16 protein-coding genes are annotated in these 18,186 nt (G+C 64.3%); 4 read left to right on the top strand and 12 right to left on the bottom strand.

Annotated elements, in window-relative coordinates:
* Window positions 1-56 precede the first annotated feature (56 nt).
* From FQ746_RS26515 to FQ746_RS26500, 4 genes are all read right to left on the bottom strand, one after another.
* Window positions 57-926: an ABC transporter permease gene (locus FQ746_RS26515; protein ID WP_260854168.1), complete on the bottom strand. Its 870-nt coding sequence runs from the start codon at window positions 924-926 to the stop codon at window positions 57-59.
* Between the two features lie 11 nt (window positions 927-937).
* Complete coding sequence (locus FQ746_RS26510) at window positions 938-2,005, bottom strand: ABC transporter substrate-binding protein (protein WP_144112734.1); 1,068 nt, start codon at window positions 2,003-2,005, stop codon at window positions 938-940.
* A gap of 386 nt (window positions 2,006-2,391) precedes the next feature.
* A complete protein-coding gene (leuA, locus tag FQ746_RS26505; protein WP_144112733.1) occupies window positions 2,392-4,110 on the bottom strand; it encodes a 2-isopropylmalate synthase in 1,719 nt (572 codons plus the stop codon).
* Between the two features lie 281 nt (window positions 4,111-4,391).
* The gene (locus FQ746_RS26500) at window positions 4,392-5,306 is read right to left on the bottom strand and encodes a class I SAM-dependent methyltransferase (protein ID WP_409932431.1); all 915 of its coding nucleotides are present in this window, start codon (window positions 5,304-5,306) and stop codon (window positions 4,392-4,394) included.
* 201 nt (window positions 5,307-5,507) lie between these two features.
* Between FQ746_RS26500 and FQ746_RS26495 the strand changes: the two genes are divergently transcribed.
* Window positions 5,508-5,864: a hypothetical protein gene (locus tag FQ746_RS26495; protein ID WP_144112731.1), complete on the top strand. Its 357-nt coding sequence runs from the start codon at window positions 5,508-5,510 to the stop codon at window positions 5,862-5,864.
* A 66-nt stretch (window positions 5,865-5,930) separates the two neighbouring features.
* Here the strand turns inward: FQ746_RS26495 and FQ746_RS26490 are convergent, their stop codons facing one another.
* A complete protein-coding gene (locus tag FQ746_RS26490; protein WP_144112730.1) occupies window positions 5,931-6,563 on the bottom strand; it encodes a cadmium resistance transporter in 633 nt (210 codons plus the stop codon).
* Window positions 6,564-6,787: 224 nt separating this feature from the next.
* On the opposite strand from FQ746_RS26490, the gene FQ746_RS26485 reads away from it, so the two are divergent.
* Entirely contained in the window at window positions 6,788-7,447 is a 660-nt protein-coding gene (locus tag FQ746_RS26485; protein ID WP_144112729.1) for a hypothetical protein, read from the top strand.
* Window positions 7,448-7,651: 204 nt separating this feature from the next.
* On the opposite strand, the gene FQ746_RS26480 is transcribed toward FQ746_RS26485, so the two are convergent.
* The 3 genes from FQ746_RS26480 to FQ746_RS26470 form a co-directional block, all read right to left on the bottom strand.
* The gene (locus FQ746_RS26480; protein WP_144112783.1) at window positions 7,652-9,556 is read right to left on the bottom strand and encodes a glycosyl transferase family 1; all 1,905 of its coding nucleotides are present in this window, start codon (window positions 9,554-9,556) and stop codon (window positions 7,652-7,654) included.
* Window positions 9,557-9,707: 151 nt separating this feature from the next.
* Window positions 9,708-10,994: a DUF3443 domain-containing protein gene (locus FQ746_RS26475; RefSeq protein WP_144112728.1), complete on the bottom strand. Its 1,287-nt coding sequence runs from the start codon at window positions 10,992-10,994 to the stop codon at window positions 9,708-9,710.
* A 100-nt stretch (window positions 10,995-11,094) separates the two neighbouring features.
* Window positions 11,095-11,550 carry a DUF2844 domain-containing protein gene (locus FQ746_RS26470; RefSeq protein ID WP_144112727.1) on the bottom strand — a complete coding sequence of 152 codons (456 nt, stop codon included), beginning with the start codon at window positions 11,548-11,550 and terminating at the stop codon, window positions 11,095-11,097.
* A gap of 392 nt (window positions 11,551-11,942) precedes the next feature.
* On the opposite strand from FQ746_RS26470, the gene bamC reads away from it, so the two are divergent.
* Window positions 11,943-13,178 (top strand): outer membrane protein assembly factor BamC, encoded by a 1,236-nt coding sequence (gene bamC, locus FQ746_RS26465; RefSeq protein WP_144112726.1) that lies wholly within the window; start codon window positions 11,943-11,945, stop codon window positions 13,176-13,178.
* 218 nt (window positions 13,179-13,396) lie between these two features.
* On the top strand, window positions 13,397-13,564 hold the full coding sequence (locus FQ746_RS34890) for a hypothetical protein (RefSeq protein WP_186310844.1): 168 nt from the start codon (window positions 13,397-13,399) through the stop codon (window positions 13,562-13,564).
* A 480-nt stretch (window positions 13,565-14,044) separates the two neighbouring features.
* On the opposite strand, the gene FQ746_RS26460 is transcribed toward FQ746_RS34890, so the two are convergent.
* The 4 genes from FQ746_RS26460 to FQ746_RS26445 form a co-directional block, all read right to left on the bottom strand.
* Window positions 14,045-14,971 (bottom strand): DMT family transporter, encoded by a 927-nt coding sequence (locus FQ746_RS26460; protein ID WP_144112725.1) that lies wholly within the window; start codon window positions 14,969-14,971, stop codon window positions 14,045-14,047.
* A 422-nt stretch (window positions 14,972-15,393) separates the two neighbouring features.
* The gene (locus FQ746_RS26455) at window positions 15,394-16,992 is read right to left on the bottom strand and encodes an L-lactate permease (protein WP_144112724.1); all 1,599 of its coding nucleotides are present in this window, start codon (window positions 16,990-16,992) and stop codon (window positions 15,394-15,396) included.
* 269 nt (window positions 16,993-17,261) lie between these two features.
* Window positions 17,262-17,786, bottom strand: coding sequence for a hypothetical protein (locus tag FQ746_RS26450; RefSeq protein WP_186310843.1), 525 nt, complete (start codon window positions 17,784-17,786; stop codon window positions 17,262-17,264).
* A gap of 186 nt (window positions 17,787-17,972) precedes the next feature.
* The gene (locus FQ746_RS26445) at window positions 17,973-18,185 is read right to left on the bottom strand and encodes a glycine zipper 2TM domain-containing protein (RefSeq protein ID WP_144112723.1); all 213 of its coding nucleotides are present in this window, start codon (window positions 18,183-18,185) and stop codon (window positions 17,973-17,975) included.
* Window position 18,186 lies beyond the last annotated feature (1 nt).

The following is an 18,186-nucleotide window of genomic DNA, read 5'->3' as shown; positions in this document are numbered from 1 at the left end:
CGAGTGTTCCTTGTCAATGTGCGGTGAGCGCGGGGAGCGAATAACCCGCGTCGCCCTTACTCGCGAAACGCGGAAGGCTGACCACGCCGCAAGCGCGCTTCGAGCGCATCGAGCAGGCGGTTCATCGCGAAGCCAATGGCGCCGACCACGACGACCGACGCCATCACCAGATCGAGCTGGAACAACTGCCGGCCGTACACGATCAGATAGCCCAGACCTTCGGACGAGGCGACCAGCTCGACCACCACCAGCGCGAGCCATGCTTTGGTAAACGCGAGCCGCAAGCCGGTGGCGAGCGTCGGCACCGCGGCGGGCAGCACGAGATAGACAATCCGCTGCCAGCGTGTGTATTCGAACGCGCGCGCCACTTCGTCGAGCGCGGGCGGCGTCTGCCGGAACCCTTGCAAGGTGCTGAGCGTGACGGGCACCAGCGCCGCATGCGCGATCAGGATGTATTTGAGCGGCTCGCCCACGCCGACCAGCAACAACAGGAACGGCAGCCAGCCGAGTACCGGAATCTGCACGAGCGCGTTGAAGCTCGGCAACACGTACGCCTCGAGCGTGCGCGACAGACCGAGCGCCGCGCCGATCGTAAAACCGACTGCCGTGCCCGCTGCAAAGCCGAGCAGCACGCGTTGCAAACTGATCAGCGTATTGCGCAGCAGGTCGCCGCTGCGCGCGAGTTCGACGAACGTGTCGAAGACGCGCGCCGGCGGCGGCAGAATCTGCGGCGCGATCCAGCCGCGTTCGCAGCCGATGCTCCAGAGCGCGAACAGCACGGCGGGCAGAAGCCACGGTGCGAGCCGCCATAACAGCGAGCGCAACCGGGCATTGCGATGCCATGGCGCGTGCTGGTCCTGCTGCGTGCCGGTGGCCTCGCGAGATTCGCGGGCTTCACGCGCGGCTGTAATGGCGGGCTGGCTCATGGGGGCTCCGGTTAGCCAAGCGGTTTGCCCGCTGCGTCGTAGGGGGTCCAGTAGTGCTCTAGCTTCTGCGCGTGCAGCGCGTTGTCGAGATATTTCGGCTCGAACCAGCTGTCGACGTCGACCGGCTGACGAATCAGCTTGAGCTTCAATGCGTCTTGCGCAACCGACTTGTAGCGCGCGACGATGAACGGGTCGAGCAGTGGCGAGTCGCGGTCTTTCAGCGTCTGATTGGCGAACTCCGCCTGCCACGACGAGTACGGCACGCCGCTTTTCGCCCACAGCTTGAAGAGCGCGTCGCGATTCGCTTCGTCGGACGACCATTGCGAGTCCTTGACGAACACATTGACCACGCGCTGCACGACATCGGGATGCGCGCGATCGAAATCGTCGAGCACCAGCAGATGCGATTGGCGCGTGAGTTGCGGCCCGTCGTTCTGCGATTCGTAGATGATTTTCGCAAGGCCCTGATCGCGCAGCTTGTACAGGTGGTAGTCGTTCACCGACGCATCGATGCCTTTGGACGCGAGTGCCGCGAGCGAGCTGGCCGTGTCGAGGTTGATCACGCGCAGATCGCGTTCGTCGAGCTGGTTCTTCGCGAGCGCGTTGTCGACCACGAGTTGCAGATTGGTGCCGCGAAAGATCGAGACACGGCGGCCTTTCAGATCCTTGATGCCATGCACGTCGGAGTCCGGCGGCACGGCGATCTTGATGCCGCTGCGCACGCCCGACGCGAGAATGAGGCGGGTCTTGAGGCCGTTGGCACGCGCGAGCACGGCGGGCAGGTCGCCTTGCAGCGCGAAGTCGAGCGACTTGTCGGCAATCGCTTCGTTGACCGCGGGGCCCGCGCCCTTGAAGAACAGCCATTCCACCTTGATGCCGTCGGCTGCGAATTCTTTTTCGAGCGACTGGCGCAGTTGTACGGTCGCCGCGGGCGAGCCGCCGAACGTGGGTGGATCGCCCGTGCCTTGCTGCGCGACGCCAATGCGGATGACGGCGGGTTTGTCGGCATAGGCATGACTGGCGGCCAGCGAAAACATAGCGACCGTGAATAGCGATTTCAGCAAACGGATAGCGCGCATGCGATGGATTTTTCTGATGTGATGGACGGTGCCGGCCAAGGACGAACAGCGCACGAACAGCGCACGAACAGCGCACGAACGGCAGCGTTAGCAGGGGCGACTGGCGCGAATGAGGCAGAGACATTCTTGTCGAGGCGACTCGTCAGGACAAGCAAGTAATCGAGCTATGCTTATGGCCGACGATGTATTTGGCGGCGTTGGGGCAGGAGTTGTGGATGCTATGACGCCGGGATAAATGTCGATGCGTCTATCGGGATCGTGGCGGCATCGACATGGGTGGTCATGCAGAGAATTTCGGCGCGTGCCGCACGAAGAGTCGGCGCGAAAAAAACGGGCGCCGAAGCGCCCCTTTGATCAGACCAGATAAAACCTCAGCGGTCCGGCAACTAGACTGCGATGCGCTCCGCTGCTTCGTTCAACGCGATTTCGAAGAAACGCGCTTGCGCTTCGGGATTGGCGCGCGCATATGCACGATTGACGCCGCTGATGACCGCACGAATCGACGCGGTCACCAGATTCGCATCGACGCCCACGCCGAACGCGCTGCCCGCCACATCCGCGCCGGCCATCTCGGCAACGGCGATCGCGCGGGCATCCGCACCTTGTGTGAGTGCGCGCTCTTCGTAGTGCTGGATACGCACCGGAGCACCGATGGCGTGCATCAACGCATCCAGCGGACCGTTGCCCTGGCCGTTCAACACACGCGGCGTTCCGTTGATCTCGACCGTGAGCTTGATGTGCTCGCGTCCGTCGCGCTCCGACAGGCTGTGGCCGATGTAGCGGATCGGCGCGGCGTTCTGCACGTATTCCTGCTGGAACAATTCCCAGATCTGCGTAGGCGTGACTTCGTGGCCGCTGTCATCGGTGTAGCGCTGCACGGCCGAGCTGAAATCGACCTGCAGGCGACGCGGCAACACGACGCCATAGCTCTGTTCGAGCAAATACGCGATGCCGCCCTTGCCCGATTGACTATTTACGCGGATCACCGAGTCGTAGGTGCGGCCGAGATCGCTCGGATCGATCGGCATGTAGGGCACTTCCCAGATGGCGTCCGGCTTCTGCACGGCGAGCCCCTTCTTGATCGCATCCTGATGCGAGCCCGAGAACGCGGTGAACACCAGATCGCCCACGTACGGATGACGCGGGTGCACCGGCAACTGCGTGCATTCCTCGGCAGTGCGCGCGACTTCGTTGATGTTGGAGAAGTCGAGTTCGGGGTCGACGCCTTGCGTGTAGAGATTCAGCGCGAGCGTCACGAGATCGACGTTGCCGGTGCGCTCGCCGTTACCGAAGAGGCAGCCTTCGATACGATCGGCGCCGGCCATCACGGCGAGTTCGGCGGCGGCGACCGCGGTGCCGCGGTCGTTATGCGGGTGGACCGAGACGATCAGCGAATCGCGGCGCGCGAGATTGCGGTGCATCCATTCGATCTGGTCCGCGTAGACATTCGGCGTCGACATTTCGACCGTGGCGGGCAAGTTGACGATGGCCTTGTGATCGGGCGTCGGTTGCCAGATGTCGAATACGGCGTCGCACACTTCGCGCGCGAATTCGAGTTCGGTGCCGCTGAATACTTCGGGGCTGTATTGCAACGTGAAGTGCGTTTCCGGCGCGGCATCGGCGAAACGCTTCATGGTGCGCGCGGCGCCTTGCGCGAGTTCCTTGACGCCGCTCTTTTCGAGGTTGAACACGATGCGGCGGAATTCCGGCGCCGTGGCGTTGTACAGGTGAACGATGGCGCGCGGAACGCCGCGCAAGGATTCGAAAGTGCGTTCGATCAGGTCGTCGCGGGCCTGCGTGAGCACTTCAATGGTGACGTCGTCGGGGATGTGACCGCCTTCGATCAACTCACGCACGAAATTGAAGTCGGTCTGCGATGCGGACGGAAACGCGACTTCGATTTCCTTGAAGCCGATCTGCACCAGCGTCTTGAACATGCGCATCTTGCGCTCGGCGTTCATCGGCTCGAACAGCGACTGGTTGCCGTCGCGCAAATCGGTGCTCATCCAGATCGGCGCACGCGTGATGCTGCGCGACGGCCATTGGCGATCCTTCAAATCGATAGGTTTGAAGGCGGTGTATTTGGTGGCAGGGTTCTTCAACATTTTCATCATCCTTGGAAATCGACCTGAACAGGTGTGTCGACCGGACGACGAAAAGACAAAGTGAAGCCGCCGGTCGGGAACCGGTGCTAAGTCTTGACTGGGGGAATTCAGCGGTGCGTCAGGTAATTCAGAGAGCAGCGCGCGGCAGCAGACCTAGCCCGGTAGAGCGGGCTAGTAGTAGCGATAGGGTGGTCTGGGCGCGGTACATAGGGCGCAATGGGAACATATTATCGAGACGGCGTCAAGCGCCGTCCCGGTTCGATGGACCTCCGACTCGCCGGTTACCTGGGCTTAACGAAACGTAAGGTCATGCGGTCCGACTCGCCGATGGCCGCGAAGCGGGCCCGGTCGGCGTCGCCGCCCTCGTAGGACGGCGGCAGCGACCAGACGCCGTGCGGATAATCTTTGGTGTCGCGCGGATTGGCGTTGATCTCGCTCTTGCCCACCAGCACGAAGCCGGCGGCTTGCGCGTGTTCGATCACGTAGGCTTCGGTTACGTAGCCGGTGTCGATGGTTTGCTGCAGCGTTGTGCCGGGCGCGGCGCGATGTTCTTCGACGCCGAGTAGTCCGCCCGGTTTGAGCGCCGCGTAGAACGCGCGCAGGTTCGCGTCGATCTGGCCGTCCTTTATCCAGTTATGAATGTTGCGGAAAGTCAGCACACGGTCGACGCTCGCATTGGCCGGAAAGCCGCTGAACTGGCCTGCGCGCAGCGTGCCGACCACCACGTGCCCGTAGATGGCCGGGCTCGCCGCCAGCTTGCGTGCGAAGGCGGCGCGGCCGGCCTGTTCGCCGGAGGATGGCGCCGCGCCCACGCCGTCGTACTGTGCTTCGTACAACGTGCCGTGATCGTGCAGATAAGGCGCGAGGATCTCCGTGTACCAGCCGCCGCCCGGTGCGATTTCGAGCACGCTTTGCGACGGCGCGAGTTCGAAGAATTGCAGCGTCTGCTGCGGGTGGCGATAGACGTCGCGCGCGCGAGCCGTGTCGCCGCGTTGCGGGCCGGCGATCGCGGCGGTGAGTTGGGGTGTGTTTGGGGCGGCTGTGGTAGCGGAGGGGTTGAGTGCGTCGGGTGCGTTGGGTGCGTTGGAGTTGGCGCACGCGCCCAGCAGAATCGCGGCGCTGATTATCGTGAGGTTTGCGAGTTTCGCGCGTAGCGCGCGAGTCTGAAGAACGGGGATAGGGCGGTCGAAGGTCATGGCATCCATTATCGGGCGCGATCGGCGGGGAAAGAAGTCGGCAATGGGCATAAGGATATGCGCGGATCGGGTTTGGAGTCGCCGATGTGCGCACCCGTCGAATCCGATGGCGCGGGCCGTGCGTATAAACAGGGTGACTGGCGTTTGCTGGACATCGTCACGCACACCCGGTCGCCTTCGTTCACTTTGCTGGAGACGGATATGAAACGAACCTCGAAAATGTCGGGCCTCGCGGGCCTCGCGGGCATATGGCGGCCGGTCGTGTGCGCGATTGCATGTGGCATCGCAGCACACGCGGGCGCGCAAGGCCTGAGCGTGCAGGACGATACGAATGCGCCGCAGAACAATCCGCGCTTGATGCCGAACGCGGCGCGCGGCAGCGAGTATCCGACGCACGGCAATCAGCAGGCGGGCGAGATGAATCTGAATCCGACCGATCCGCGCGCGCAACTGGTTAACGGCTTGCCCAACAATACCAACGCTGGCGGCTATGGTTCGCCGCTGGCGGGCGTGCGGACTTATGTGCAGCCTTCCGGGCCGGCTACGCCTTCCAACTGAACGATGTTTGCGGTGACGGTCGTGCTGCATCGCGCGGATGGCGGCGCATCTCCGCACGCACCATCGCTACAAGCCGAATACGATTCGCAGCGTATCGTTCTGCGCGATGACCGAGACGCCGATCGTGAGCAGAATCAGCGGCAGCAGTGCCTCGCCATACCGCCGGATCGGTGCGCCGAGCAACGGATGTTTGACGAGCCAGACCGCACCGGCGCACCACAGGCCGATCATCACCACGAAGGTCAGCGAGATCAGCGCGCCTTCGGTATGAGAATGGCCCGCGTACAGCGGCACGTAGACGGCGAGATTGTCGGAGCCGTTGGCGAGCGCGACTGCGACGACGGTCCATGATGTCGAGCCGGTTTTTGGAAACGGGGGAAGCGGTGGATCTATCGAGCTTTGCGCTGGCTCGTGCTGCCGGCGTTCTACCCGACCGTTACCGAAACGCTGCCCTAGCTTGACCAGCCCGAGCCCGACCGGCAGAAAGCCCAGCAGGCCCACGTAGCCGGCCGGCAGATGCGTCAACACAGCGGCGAGCAATGCCGAACCGATCACCAGACCCAGCGAGCCGATGCATTGCCCTGCAATGACATGACGCCGCCGGCTGCCTGCCTCCGCGAGGAAGGCGAGCAGCACGAACAGGTTGTCGATATTCGTCGCGACGTAGGCGCCGATGGCGAGCAGGGTCAGGCTGAGCATGCAGGGGAAACCGGTCGATCGTGGAGTGGAAAAGCATGCGTGCGGGCCGCCGGGATGGCGGGTTGTGGGGGGAACGCCCGTCACGGCACGGCGGCAGGTCAATACCATGCCCATCCCGATTGCGGCGGTCAAGTCGCCGACGCTATGGATGGTCCTGCCGACGGTCCTGCTTTCGGGCAAATCGGTAAGCTACAATTGCCGACGGCTTGAAAAACGGAATATCAATGAAGATTCGGATTCTCTCTATCGCTTGCGTGACAACGGCCGCCGCGTTGCTGGCAGCCTGCACCGCCGTCTATAAGAACTCGGATGCATGCGAGCAGACAATGCGAAGCAAGCTGGCGGAAACGTCCCCGGATACGCTGAAAATTTCCCACACGGGAGCGGGTATCGACGGATCGCGAGTCGTCGTCGAAGGGGCGATCGAGCACGTGGTGACCGCGGCGGAAGCCGCGAGCGAGGCGGCAGCGACGGCTGCCGCGGCTGCGCAGGCTTCTGCTGTGCAGGCGGCGAGTGCGGCAAGTGCGACGAATGCGGCAAGTGCGGCAAGTGCGACGAATGCGGCAAATGCGGCAAGTGCGACGAATGCGACGAATGCTGCGAGTGCCGGCAGTAGGGCGGCGAGTGGCGCTTCGGGAGTGAAGGACGCCTTTGGGGCTCCGGTTGCGGCAGAGGCCTCCGGTGCGTCGGCCGTGCAGGCTGCTTCCGGTGTGGCGGCAACGTCTGCCAAGTCCACCAAATCGACCAAGCCGAAGACGACGACGGAGGCGGCTGCTGGCGAATGTACGTTCCACGGACGTTCGCTGGCCGTGTTCAGCTGGCTCGCCCCGGCGAAGCTGGCAGTACCACCGGTCGATACTGCGGCCAGCGCGGCTGCCCAGTGATGCAGGTTGATGCGGTTAGAGCAAATCGCGAAAGGCGCAGGCCACCCGCAACGGTGATTGCCCGATTGAACGCGACCGAGGCGACCACTCTGGCCGACCGCATCCAGCAACGCCCGCTAACCCTCTGTCGCGCCGCGGCTACCCGCGGCTACCAGCCGCTACCAGCCGCTACCCGCCGCTACCCGCCGCGCCGCTAACCCTCTCTTAAACCGCCGCTTCCACGCGGCGTTTTTTGTTTTTGCGCGTCCGACCCATCGCTTCCAGCACCCGCTCAGCGAACGCCTCTGGCCGCCCTTCGAAGCACCGCTGCACGGCTTGCGTGTCGATCAGATGCTGCCGTAGCGCCCGGCGCTCATCGTGCCCGTCGATCATTCGCGTGGCCGCGGTGATGTAGTCGTCGACGGTATCGGCGATCGTCCACGAAGGCACGCCGACGCGTTCGAACAACGCGCCGTCGATGCGTTCGAACACCTCCGGACCGCGCCGGCACACACCGGGCAAACCGAGCGTGAGCGCGTCGACGATGCCGTTGGTATTGCCGAACGGAAATGGGCTGAGAAACAGATCGGCCCGATTGACGCGCGCCAGATACTCCGCGTATCCGTGAAAGCCGTGCACGACCGCGCCCGGCAACGTCCGGCCGATGACATCGCGCATACGGTCGAGCGGCAACCCGGACTGCACGCCGCTCATGAAGTGGAACTCGACGGGCGAGGCGGCGCGCGCGGCGATGTCGCGGCACGCGTCGAGAAAGCCCGGGTTCAGTTTCATGGCGCTGGCGGTGACGATAATCTCTACGGTGTCGCGCGCCGGCGGAATCTGCGCGACGATGGTCGGCAGCGCAACCGATGGCCGGTACGGTTGCCCGTCTTTCGGCAGCGTCAGCAGACGTTCGCTGAAGCACGCCGGGTCGCCGACGTAGTCTTCCTCGACGCTCACATAGTCGATCTTGTCGGAGTGCGTGGTGGCCGGATGCCCGAGCCCCGCGATCTGCAACGGTGCGATGCGCAAATTCGACAGGAACACGGTCAGCACGAACATGCCCACGCTCGGCATGTAGAGCACGTCCGGCTGTTCGGCTGCGGCGAAGTCGCGCAGCGTGCTCAGGCATTCGCCGACGTATTCCGGCTGCTCCAGTTCGATGAAGCGGTCGAAGCATGCCCGCCCGGTGTCGTCGAGTGCGTAATCGAAACCGAAGCCGACCACTTCGAAATGCTCGCGCGCGGCTTCGATCGTGCGCGAGTGGGTGCGGTAAATAGAGTGCGCGCCGCCGAACCATTCGAGCACGACCATCATCAGCGGTTTTTTCTTGCCGCGGCCGGCGGCACTTTTTTGCGGCGCAGGCCCGGCGACAGGTTTCGGCAACGGCATGGCCACGTCCGTCAACCCAAGCTGCTGCAGCTTGCGGCGCACGAGCACGTTGATGTCGCGCTTGATTGCATGGCGGCGCGGCGTGTCCGCGTAACTGCAGAACATATACGCGTGATGCAGCAGCGCGGTGGGCAGGTCGTCGAGGTCGTCGATCTGTTGCAGCTTGCCGGGCAGCCATTCGATCAGCGCTTCGCGCTTGACGTGCGCGCTGGCCGATCCTTTGAACACGGGCGCGAGCAGCACCAGCGCGAGACCCGCGGCAAGCGTTTTGTCGAACGCCCACAACGCGGCAAAGTCGAGTTCCAGTTCCGACTCGGTCGAATACAGCACGCAGAGTTTCTCGACGAAACCGTCGCCGGGCAGAAACGCCGTATCGTCACGCCCGCGCGGATTCAGATGCGCGGCGACGTGATCGGCATTGCCGAAAGCCGTGGCCGAAAACACGAGGCCGACCCACTCGTGCAGGGTCAGAAAGAATTTGAAGCACTCGGCGGGCAGCTTGAAGCCGGGGTCGGCGAACAATGTGGACGCGGCACTCGCCAGCCGGGTGCAGAAGCGCGCGCGTTGTTCGTGCGCGGGCAGATGGGCAATGCCGGAAGCGAGGAAGTCGTTGTCGATCAGACCACGCTTCTGTTGCAGCAGCGCGAGCGCCGCCAGCAACTGGATGGTCGCTTTGACGTGCTGGCGGGTATATACGAGCTGCTCGAAGTGATCGAGCGAAAAGGTGGCGTCTTCCATCATCGGGCTATGTCAATGTTCGGGGCCGGGCGTCTTGCAAGCGGCGCCCGAGCGGAGACGCAAATTATCGCCGCGGATAAATATCAAATTTGTCCGCAGCGACGATTTGAGAATTTTCCCCAGCGAATGCGGCGAATGCTGAGCAGACGTCCTAGAACGCGTAGTACGGTCCCGGGCCCGCCGACGTCACGCGCGTGGCGATGGCGGTGAACACGCGTCGTCCGTAGAAGAACGGCAGGCCCCAGCCGAAGCCGTTGCTGGACACGCCGGCCAGGTTGTCGAACGCATTGTTGGCCGACGCGAACAGGGTGCGCGAGTTGCCGATTTCGAACGTTACTGCGCTCGTCGACCCGTCCGTGCCGGCAATCGACGCGTTCGCCGCCTGCGTCGAGCCGGGGCAATACCAGTAGCCGCATTGCGGCAACTGCGTGTCGCTGAAGAACAGGCCGTTCGAGCCGCTGTCCACATAGCTGCGCGGATAGGTCTGCCCGGCGCTGGTGGTGACGACATAGCCGGTCGAAGCATTCGCCTTGATGACCGACGCGGCGCCGAGCGTGTTGTTCGCCTGCGTGTCGATCCCGAAAATAAGCGAACCCGCGACGGTCGCGGCGCCGCCGTCGGCGACGGCGGGCAGGTCGATCACCACGCCATTGTTGTCGAGCGCAAAGCGGCTCACCGGATTGGTCACCTGCTGGGCCAGCGGCTGGGGACTCGCGGTGCACGCGCCACCGGCGTCGCAACGGTAGTACCAGCGCGGCAACGCGGCCGTGACGCAGGCGCTGCCGCAGTCGGTGGCGAACAGGCCGACGCCGAGTATGCCGTTGGCCCGCAGGCCGGCCACGCTCGTCATCGCGCGGCCCGATGCGGCGCAATCGGCGGGCACAGTGGGCAGCGCCGGGTCGGCGATCGTCTGGACCGGAATCGAGGCCGCCAGTTGCCCGGCCATCCGCACGTCTGCGCTGCGAATCGCGCCCCACGTATAGCCGCCGCCGAACACCGCGCATTCGCCCGCGACACCGCTGCCCGACGCAACGGCCGCGAGCGGCACGCTCGCCGGCAGCGCCGAGGCAAGAATCCGTAAGCCGTGCGAGCCGGTGTCGACCTGAATGTTATCGATCGTCGCGCAGTTGTCCGTGCCGGGCGCGCAGATCGTCACGCTGGTCGTCAGCATGTTGCGCGTCAGCCCCGGCGCGCTGGTTACGACGATGGGCTGAACGTTGGGCGTGTTCGACTGCGGGACCGAAGCGTTTGCGCCAGCGTCCGACGCTGCCGACGGCTGGCTCACCAGCGTACTGCTGGCGGCGCCCGGGATACTGGCCGGCGCGGCATTGGCCGAGGCGGGCGCGGTGGGCGAGCCGCCACCGCCGCCGCAAGCGGTCAGCACGGTGCAGACGAAAAACACGAGACACGCGGCAAACATGCGATGAGCGGCAGGCATGGTAAGAGCGTCCTTTGCGCGAGCGGAGAGGCGGGGCGATCAGGGAAATAACAGGTATGTCAGGCGCGTGAGGTCTGCCGGGCGGCAGCGGCTTGCGCCGTTACTGAAAATCGGCGGGACTCACGCCCGGCGGCAGGGCGGCCGGCAGCCACGCCCGGCCCATGTAGCCGCGCATCGGACCGCCGGATTCGACGATCACGTCCGGGCGCGCCACCCGCGACGCGTGCAGATTGCCGTCGGCGGAGGCCGCGGCCACACCCGTCTGGTACGAGTCGGCATAGCGGCCCAGAAGCTCGCGCAGATCCGGCATCGTCGGACCTTCCCACGCATACGCGACGATTTCGCCGGTATTGGTCGCGTACTCGTTGAGGGTCGTGTTGCCGGAGTCGGTCAAGGTGCGCATGCGCAGCGCGCCGTTCAGCAGCGTTTTCGACGCACTGGCCGACGACGCCGGCTGCACGCCGCCCAGTTCGGCATGCGCATCGCCCTGGACGCAAAGCAGGGCGACGAGCGTCGCGGACACAACCAGAAACGGGCGAAAAGCAGGGTGAGACATAGCGGTCGGCCTCGCGGTGGGGAGCACTCAGGGGTTATCGAGATGTCGAATTCAAGATATCACTCAGGTTTCCTGACCGTTACGGGACGGCGGGTTGGCGGCTTTATGAGATCCTAAAAAGGCCCGGCAGGCGGCTGGGAAGTTCCTTTTAAAACAATGATCTGACGATCAGGTAAGGCACTTCTTACAGGCCGTTGGGAAATGTTGTGGATTGTTAAAATCGCCGGCTTTGACGCGGCTCGATCCGTCGTCGAAGCCCAATGCAATCACACCGTGGCGTCGTCCATTCGATGGCCGGCTCCTGTGTTTTTGCACATGACCCGTCGGGATCGGTAAAATGTTGGGTTGATCCACGGAAACTTGCCGTGGCGTAGCGGAAGGATTCCCCGAACATGACTGATCTTCGTCTTACCAAGCGGTTTGCAGTAATGCTGATGGCAGGCGGTCTGGTCGCCTGCGGCACCTCGTCGCCGACCAAAATCGACTACAAAAGCGACTCGAAATCGAAGCAGGTTTCACTTGCGGTACCGCCGAACATGATCGATGAGACGGCCGATCAGCGTTCCCTGCCTCCGCAGGGCGGCGAAACCTCGTTGTCCGCGCTCAAGCAGGTTCAGGCGCAGGCGCCGGCCAGCAACACGCTGACCGTGGTGCCGCCGGTCACCGGCATGCACATCCAGCGCGACGGCACGGAAAGCTGGCTCGTTATCGACAACAAGGCGCCGGCGGCGGCCTGGGCGGCGATCCGCCGCTTCTGGCAGGAACAGGGCTTCCTGCTGGTGGTCGACCAGCGCGACAAGGGCGTGATGGAAACCGACTGGAACGAAACCCACGCACAGATCAACGACGGCCTGATTCGCAACACGCTGTCGAAGGCAATGGGCAACAGCTACGTCGCGTCGGAACGCAACAAGTACCGCACCCGTCTCGAGACGGCGCCGAATGGCGGTACGTATGTGTTCATTAGCCAGAAGGGCATGCGTGAAGCCGTCACCGGCACGAACAACGACTCGACCACGTGGCAACCGAAGCCGAACGACCCGGGCCTCGAGCAAGAATATCTGAAGCGCCTGATGGCCACGCTGGCACTCGCCGATTCGCGCGCGCAATCGGGCCAATCGGCAGATTCGCAGCAACTGTCGCCGGCCGGTGCGCAAACCGCGCCGAACGTGGCGCCGGGTGCTAAATCCGCGGCTGCGGCCACGGCGGCGCAGAACGTCGCGCTTTCCGCCCAACCGGCACCGGCCACGCCGGATTCGGAACTGGTCAATTCGCCGGCCGAACTGTCGGCCAACGAGCTGACGCTGGGTGAGTCGTACGACCAGGCTTGGGCACGCGTGGGCATCGCCCTCGACCGCAGCAATTTCACGGTGGACGACCGGGATCAGTCGCGCGGCCTGTACTTCGTGCGCTATGTCGATCCGCGCGATATGACCTCGGCCGAACAGGGCTTCTGGAGCCAGGTTTTCCACGGCAAGAAGGAAAAGGTTGCCAAACAGTATCAGGTGAACGTGCGCGCGGTCACGTCGAACCAGACGCGTGTGGCCGTCGTCGATACGAAGGGCAATGTCGACGAAAGCCCGCAAGCCAAGCAGATCATGAGCTTGATGGCCGATCAGCTGCACTGAGCGAGAAACCGCCGGGACGCCCGTTCGACGGGCGTCTCCGGATTCGCAGCAAGTTGCCGGATGTAAAGAAACCCCGCCAGGACTCCAGCGTCCGGCGGGGTTTTTTTAAGCGTGCTTACCGTCCGCTGCGGCATCGCCGGCTATCCCGCGTTGTCGCGCACGCGTTTTGCTTCTCAGCGAGAACACCGGCGTGAACCGGTACTCAACGGGAGTGGGCCATGTTTGACGTTATTCCTTACTGGATGTGGGCGGCGAGCTTGCTCGTCCTGGCGCTGGTCTGCGGCGCAGCCTTGAATCCGCGCGAAAGCACGCGCCGGCCGACTCTGCGAGGCGCGCGTCACGCGAGTAGCAAGCTGGCGCAGCGTGACCGCTCGCCGGTTCGGTGACAGGCCGTTCTAAACACGATTCCGCGGCCGCGCAATGCGGCCGCTGCGATGCGCCCGCATGTAACGTGACGTTACCCCGGTGACGTAACTGCCAGGACTGGCCAGACCCCTTCTCAAACCCCTCCGCGTTGCTACCAATATCAATAACAATCAAGGGCTTGCGAGCGCATCCCATCGACATTCTGAAACTGGCACGTAAGCTGCTTTTATAGACTCATAGGGCCGGATTAGTTGATCCGATGTGAGTTTGCGGTGCGTCCCAGGCGACCTCCCCAAATCATTGTTGCCCCGGCCCGCAGCCGGGGCCGAGCCCGACATCGGCCTGCGCGTTGCGCGCGGCCTCAGTGGCCCCGTCGCCTATCCTCGTAGGGCGACGGTTTCGCCCGCACTCCGACGGAGTGCGGGCTATTTTTTGTGCTGCCGGATGACAGGGCGAGCGCTCCGCAAAAACACCGGGAGCGTCGCGCAAACAGGAAGACTTCAGGTATCGGCGCGCCGCGTGTGCTGCCACGGCAGACGTTTGATCACCCCGGTGGCGAGCGCGGTGCCGACGAGAATCACGCCGCAGCCGACCAGCATGCCCGGCGATACGCTTTCGCCGAGAAACAGCGCGCCCCACAGGATGCCGAAGACCGGAATCACGAAGGTCACCGTGATGGCGCGTGCCGGGCCGATCACCGCGATCAGGTGGAAGAACAGCATGTAGGCGACGCCCGTGCAGGCGACGCCGAGTGCGATCACCGCGCCCCACGACGAGAGCGACACCGGCGTGGCCGGCCAGAAGATTACCGCGAGCGGCAGCAGCACGATGGTCGCGCCGGTCATGGTGCCGGCTGCGACCGTCAGCGCATCGACGCCGCCCAGATGACGCTTGGTGTAGTTGGCGGCAATGCCGTACAGCAGGGTCGCGCCGAGCGCCGCGGCTGCCGCGAGCCCCGTGGTCAGCGGCGTGGCCGCCGCACCATCGGGCGCGGCGATCTGGTCCCACACGAGCATGAGCACGCCGAGAAAACCGATCACCATCCCCAATGTGCGCAGCCCGCTCAGACGATCGCGCAACCAGACGAAGGCAACCAGGGCGCCCCACAACGGCGTGCTTGCATTGATCACGGAGGTGACCCCGGCCGACAGCGTCAGTTCGGCATAAGCGAACAGGCAGAAGGGCGCCGCCGAATTGAGTACGCCGACCACCAGCAGCGGCCACGCGCGAGTGCGCAGCAGCGTGGCCGACTGGCGCCACGGCCGCCGCGTCAGCAGCATGACCCACAGGAACAGGGCGCCGATACCGACCCGCAGCGCCATCAACGGCGCGACGCCGAAGTCGCCGACACCCATCCGGATGAACAGGAACGAAGCGCCCCAGAGGGCGGCGAGAATCAGCAGTTGCAGCAGGTTTTTGGAGTTCATTCGGGAAAGGCGCAGGGCGCGGTGGAGTCAGGACGCCCGCGCATCGTAGCAGCGCGTTCACACGAAACGTTTCAGGCCCGAACGAAATGGCAAGAAGCCGGAGAGAGGCGGGAAAGCGGCAGGAGACGAACTGGGAACCGCGGGGTAGCGGCGAAGACCAGCTCGGCGCTTCGCCGGCCGCTTTTCGGCCTCGCTCGCGTGCGCTGCGCGGCCGGAAGCGATGGCGTCGATAGGCGTCATCGTAAGCGCCGCCTGGGCTCGGGCCTAACGAGCAATTCTCACGCTGTTGTGAGAAAAATTACGATGTGCTTTCGGGTGGGTAGGCCGCCGGGCGTTGAAATGGTCTGCCGCGGGCCCGCGGAGCGTGAATTGATTTGCGCCGCGGGCGCTGCTGTTCGCAGACCGCCCGCGGTTCATTCAGGTCAATGCGGGATCATCCACTGCAAATAGTTCTGCTGGAACCACACCAGTACGCCGAGCAGCACCGTTAGCAGGATCGAATGCTTGAAGGTCTTCGCGAACACCACGCCTTCCTTGCCTTTGAGTTCGGTCGTCGCCACGCCGGTCGAGATGTTCTGCGGCGAGATCATTTTGCCCATCACACCGCCCGACGAATTGGTCGCCGCCATCAGGATCGGGTTCAAATTCAGTTGGTGCGCTGCGACCACCTGCAGATTGCCGAACAGCGCGTTGCCCGACGTATCGCTGCCCGACAGGAACACCGCAATCCAGCCGAGGAACGCCGACACCAGCGGGAAGATCGGTCCGACCGACGCCACGCCGAGGCCGAGCGTGTAGGTAAGCCCCGAGTAATTCATCAGATAGGCCAGCCCGACAATGGTCGCCACCGTGAGAATCGCAATTCGCGTCTGTACCCACGTGTCGGCCACCGCGCGGCCGAATTCGCGCGCGCTCAGGCCCACCACGAACGTCGTGATGAGCGCGGCCACCAGAATCGCGGTGCCCGTCGCGAGCGGCTGGAAGTCCCAGATCGCGCCGTACGGCGTGTTGTACAGCGTGATGAACACGGCTTTGTCGAGTCCCGGCCACGGAATCTTCACGTCGCCGATCAGGAACACTTTCGCGACGGTCCAGACGATCACCACGACCGAGACGATGATCCACGGATACCAGCCCTGCGCGCCGCCGATCTTGCCGCGTACCTCGCCGACGCGGTCGATGTTCACGGCGAACTTCGGATCGGGCGCGGGTTTCCAGACTCGCAGGAAGGCGATGGTCAGAATCAGCGAGACCATCGACGACAGCACGTCGGTCAGGCTGTAGTTCACGTAGTTGGCGGCGACGAACTGCGTTAGCGCGAAGCTCGCGCCGGACACCAGCAGCACCGGCCACACGCGCAGCATGTTGCGAAAGCCCGCATACACGCCGATCACGTAGAACGGCAGCAGCAACGCGAAAAACGGCAACTGGCGGCCGACCATTTTGGCAAGCGCGTCGGCGGGCAGATGCGTGACCGCGCCGAGCACCGTGATCGGCACGCCGAGCGCGCCGAAGGCCACCGGCGCGGTGTTGAAGATCAGCGTGAAGGTGAGCGCCTCGAGCGTCGGAAAGCCGAGCAGGATGAGCAGCGAACTGGTGATGGCGATCGGCGTGCCGAAGCCGGAAATGCCTTCGAGCAGCGCGCCGAACGAGAAGCCGATCACCACCAGCACGACACGCCGGTCGTTCGGCAGGTTGTCGATCATCCACATGCGGAACGCCGCGAAGCGTCCGGAGCGTTGCGCGATGTTGTACAGCAGGATGGCGGTGACCACGATCCACATGACCGGCCAGCAGGCGAACACGGCGCCCGCGGCGACGGAATCGATCGCGAGTCCGATTGGGAATTGCCATACCGTGACCGCGACCACGAGGCCGACGATCAGGCCGGCCAGCGAAGCCTGCCACGCAGGGCGGCGGGCCCAGCCCAGCAGAACCAGCACGACGACAATGGGTAACACGGCGACCAGAAACGAAAGCGGCAGGGAGTTGGCGACCGGAGTGAGTAGCTGGTGGAACATCACGTCTCCTTGATTGTTGTTCGGAATCGACGCGGTGCTGCGCGGTACGGTGCGTCGCTCTGTCAGGACGGACGGGCGTCGGCGCGTTGGAAAGACGTCGGCGGCGCTTTTAAACGGATACTGCAGGCGGCTCTGCCAAGCATAGGGCGCGGGCGTCGCGCGTCAAGGAGGGAAACTACCCGCGCGGAAGGCGGTGAGTTGGGAAGGGGCGCAGCGAGAGGATTGATCTGCAAGAAAAAAGCGCCGCAGAAAGCGGCGCTCGTCAGGCTTTAGTGATGGTAACCGTGGCCACCGCCGTGGCCGCCCCATCCGCCACCGCCGCCCCAACCCCAGCCGAAGCCCACGCCGATCGAGACCGAAGGCGCGTAATAGCCGGGATAGCCATACCCGTAGTAAGCCGGATAGGCCGGATAAACCGGTGGGTAATAAGCGGGATAGACCGGCGCATAAGTGACCGGCGGTTGCGCGACCGCATAGGTCGGCTGCGTGTTTTGCGCGTTGTTGTATTGCGAAGCGGCTTGTGCCTGTTGCGCCTGGGTTGGCTGCGGGCCTTGCTGCGCAGCGTCCGCATCGCCGCCGGCCGGCACTGCGGCCTGCCCCGGCGCGAGCGGCGCGGTCGCGTAATACGGCGAATAACCGGGATAAGCACCGGGATAGTACCCGTACGGGTAATAACAGCCGGACAGCATCAGCGCACAGGCCACACCGCCGAGCATCAGGCTCGCGTGCGGAAGCCGCCGCCCGAGCGAACCGGCGCTCGTCCGAAACGAAGAAAAATTGCCGCGAGACTTCATGACGCGCTCCTGGTCGATTCACCGCCGTTTAACGGCGTAACTCCGCGAGCTTACGCCGCCGTCGGCTGCGCGCCATTGCAAAACCGTAACCGCATATTTCGACGTGTTGCCGGCGGACGGTTTGCCGGTCTGGGGACCACCCGGCGACGCATCCAACACGCCGCCGCGCAACGCGCTAAAGGCCTCTTACTTCCCAACCTGATTGCCGATGATGCCGCCCGCCGCCGCGCCACCCACCGTCGACAGCGCACTGCCGCCGAGCGCCGCACCCGCTGCGCCACCCACACCGGCGCCGATCGCGGTATCGCGCTGACGGGTGGTCATGCCGTCACACGCCGAGAGGCTGGCGACAACCGCGACGAGCGCGGCAAGCGTACCGATTTGACGGATCGATTTCATG

Source organism: Paraburkholderia sp. BCC1886, from assembly GCF_900996245.1.
Classification (GTDB): domain Bacteria; phylum Pseudomonadota; class Gammaproteobacteria; order Burkholderiales; family Burkholderiaceae; genus Paraburkholderia.
Note: the sequence above shows the minus strand (reverse complement) of the source record. Positions and strands in the feature narration are given on the sequence as shown.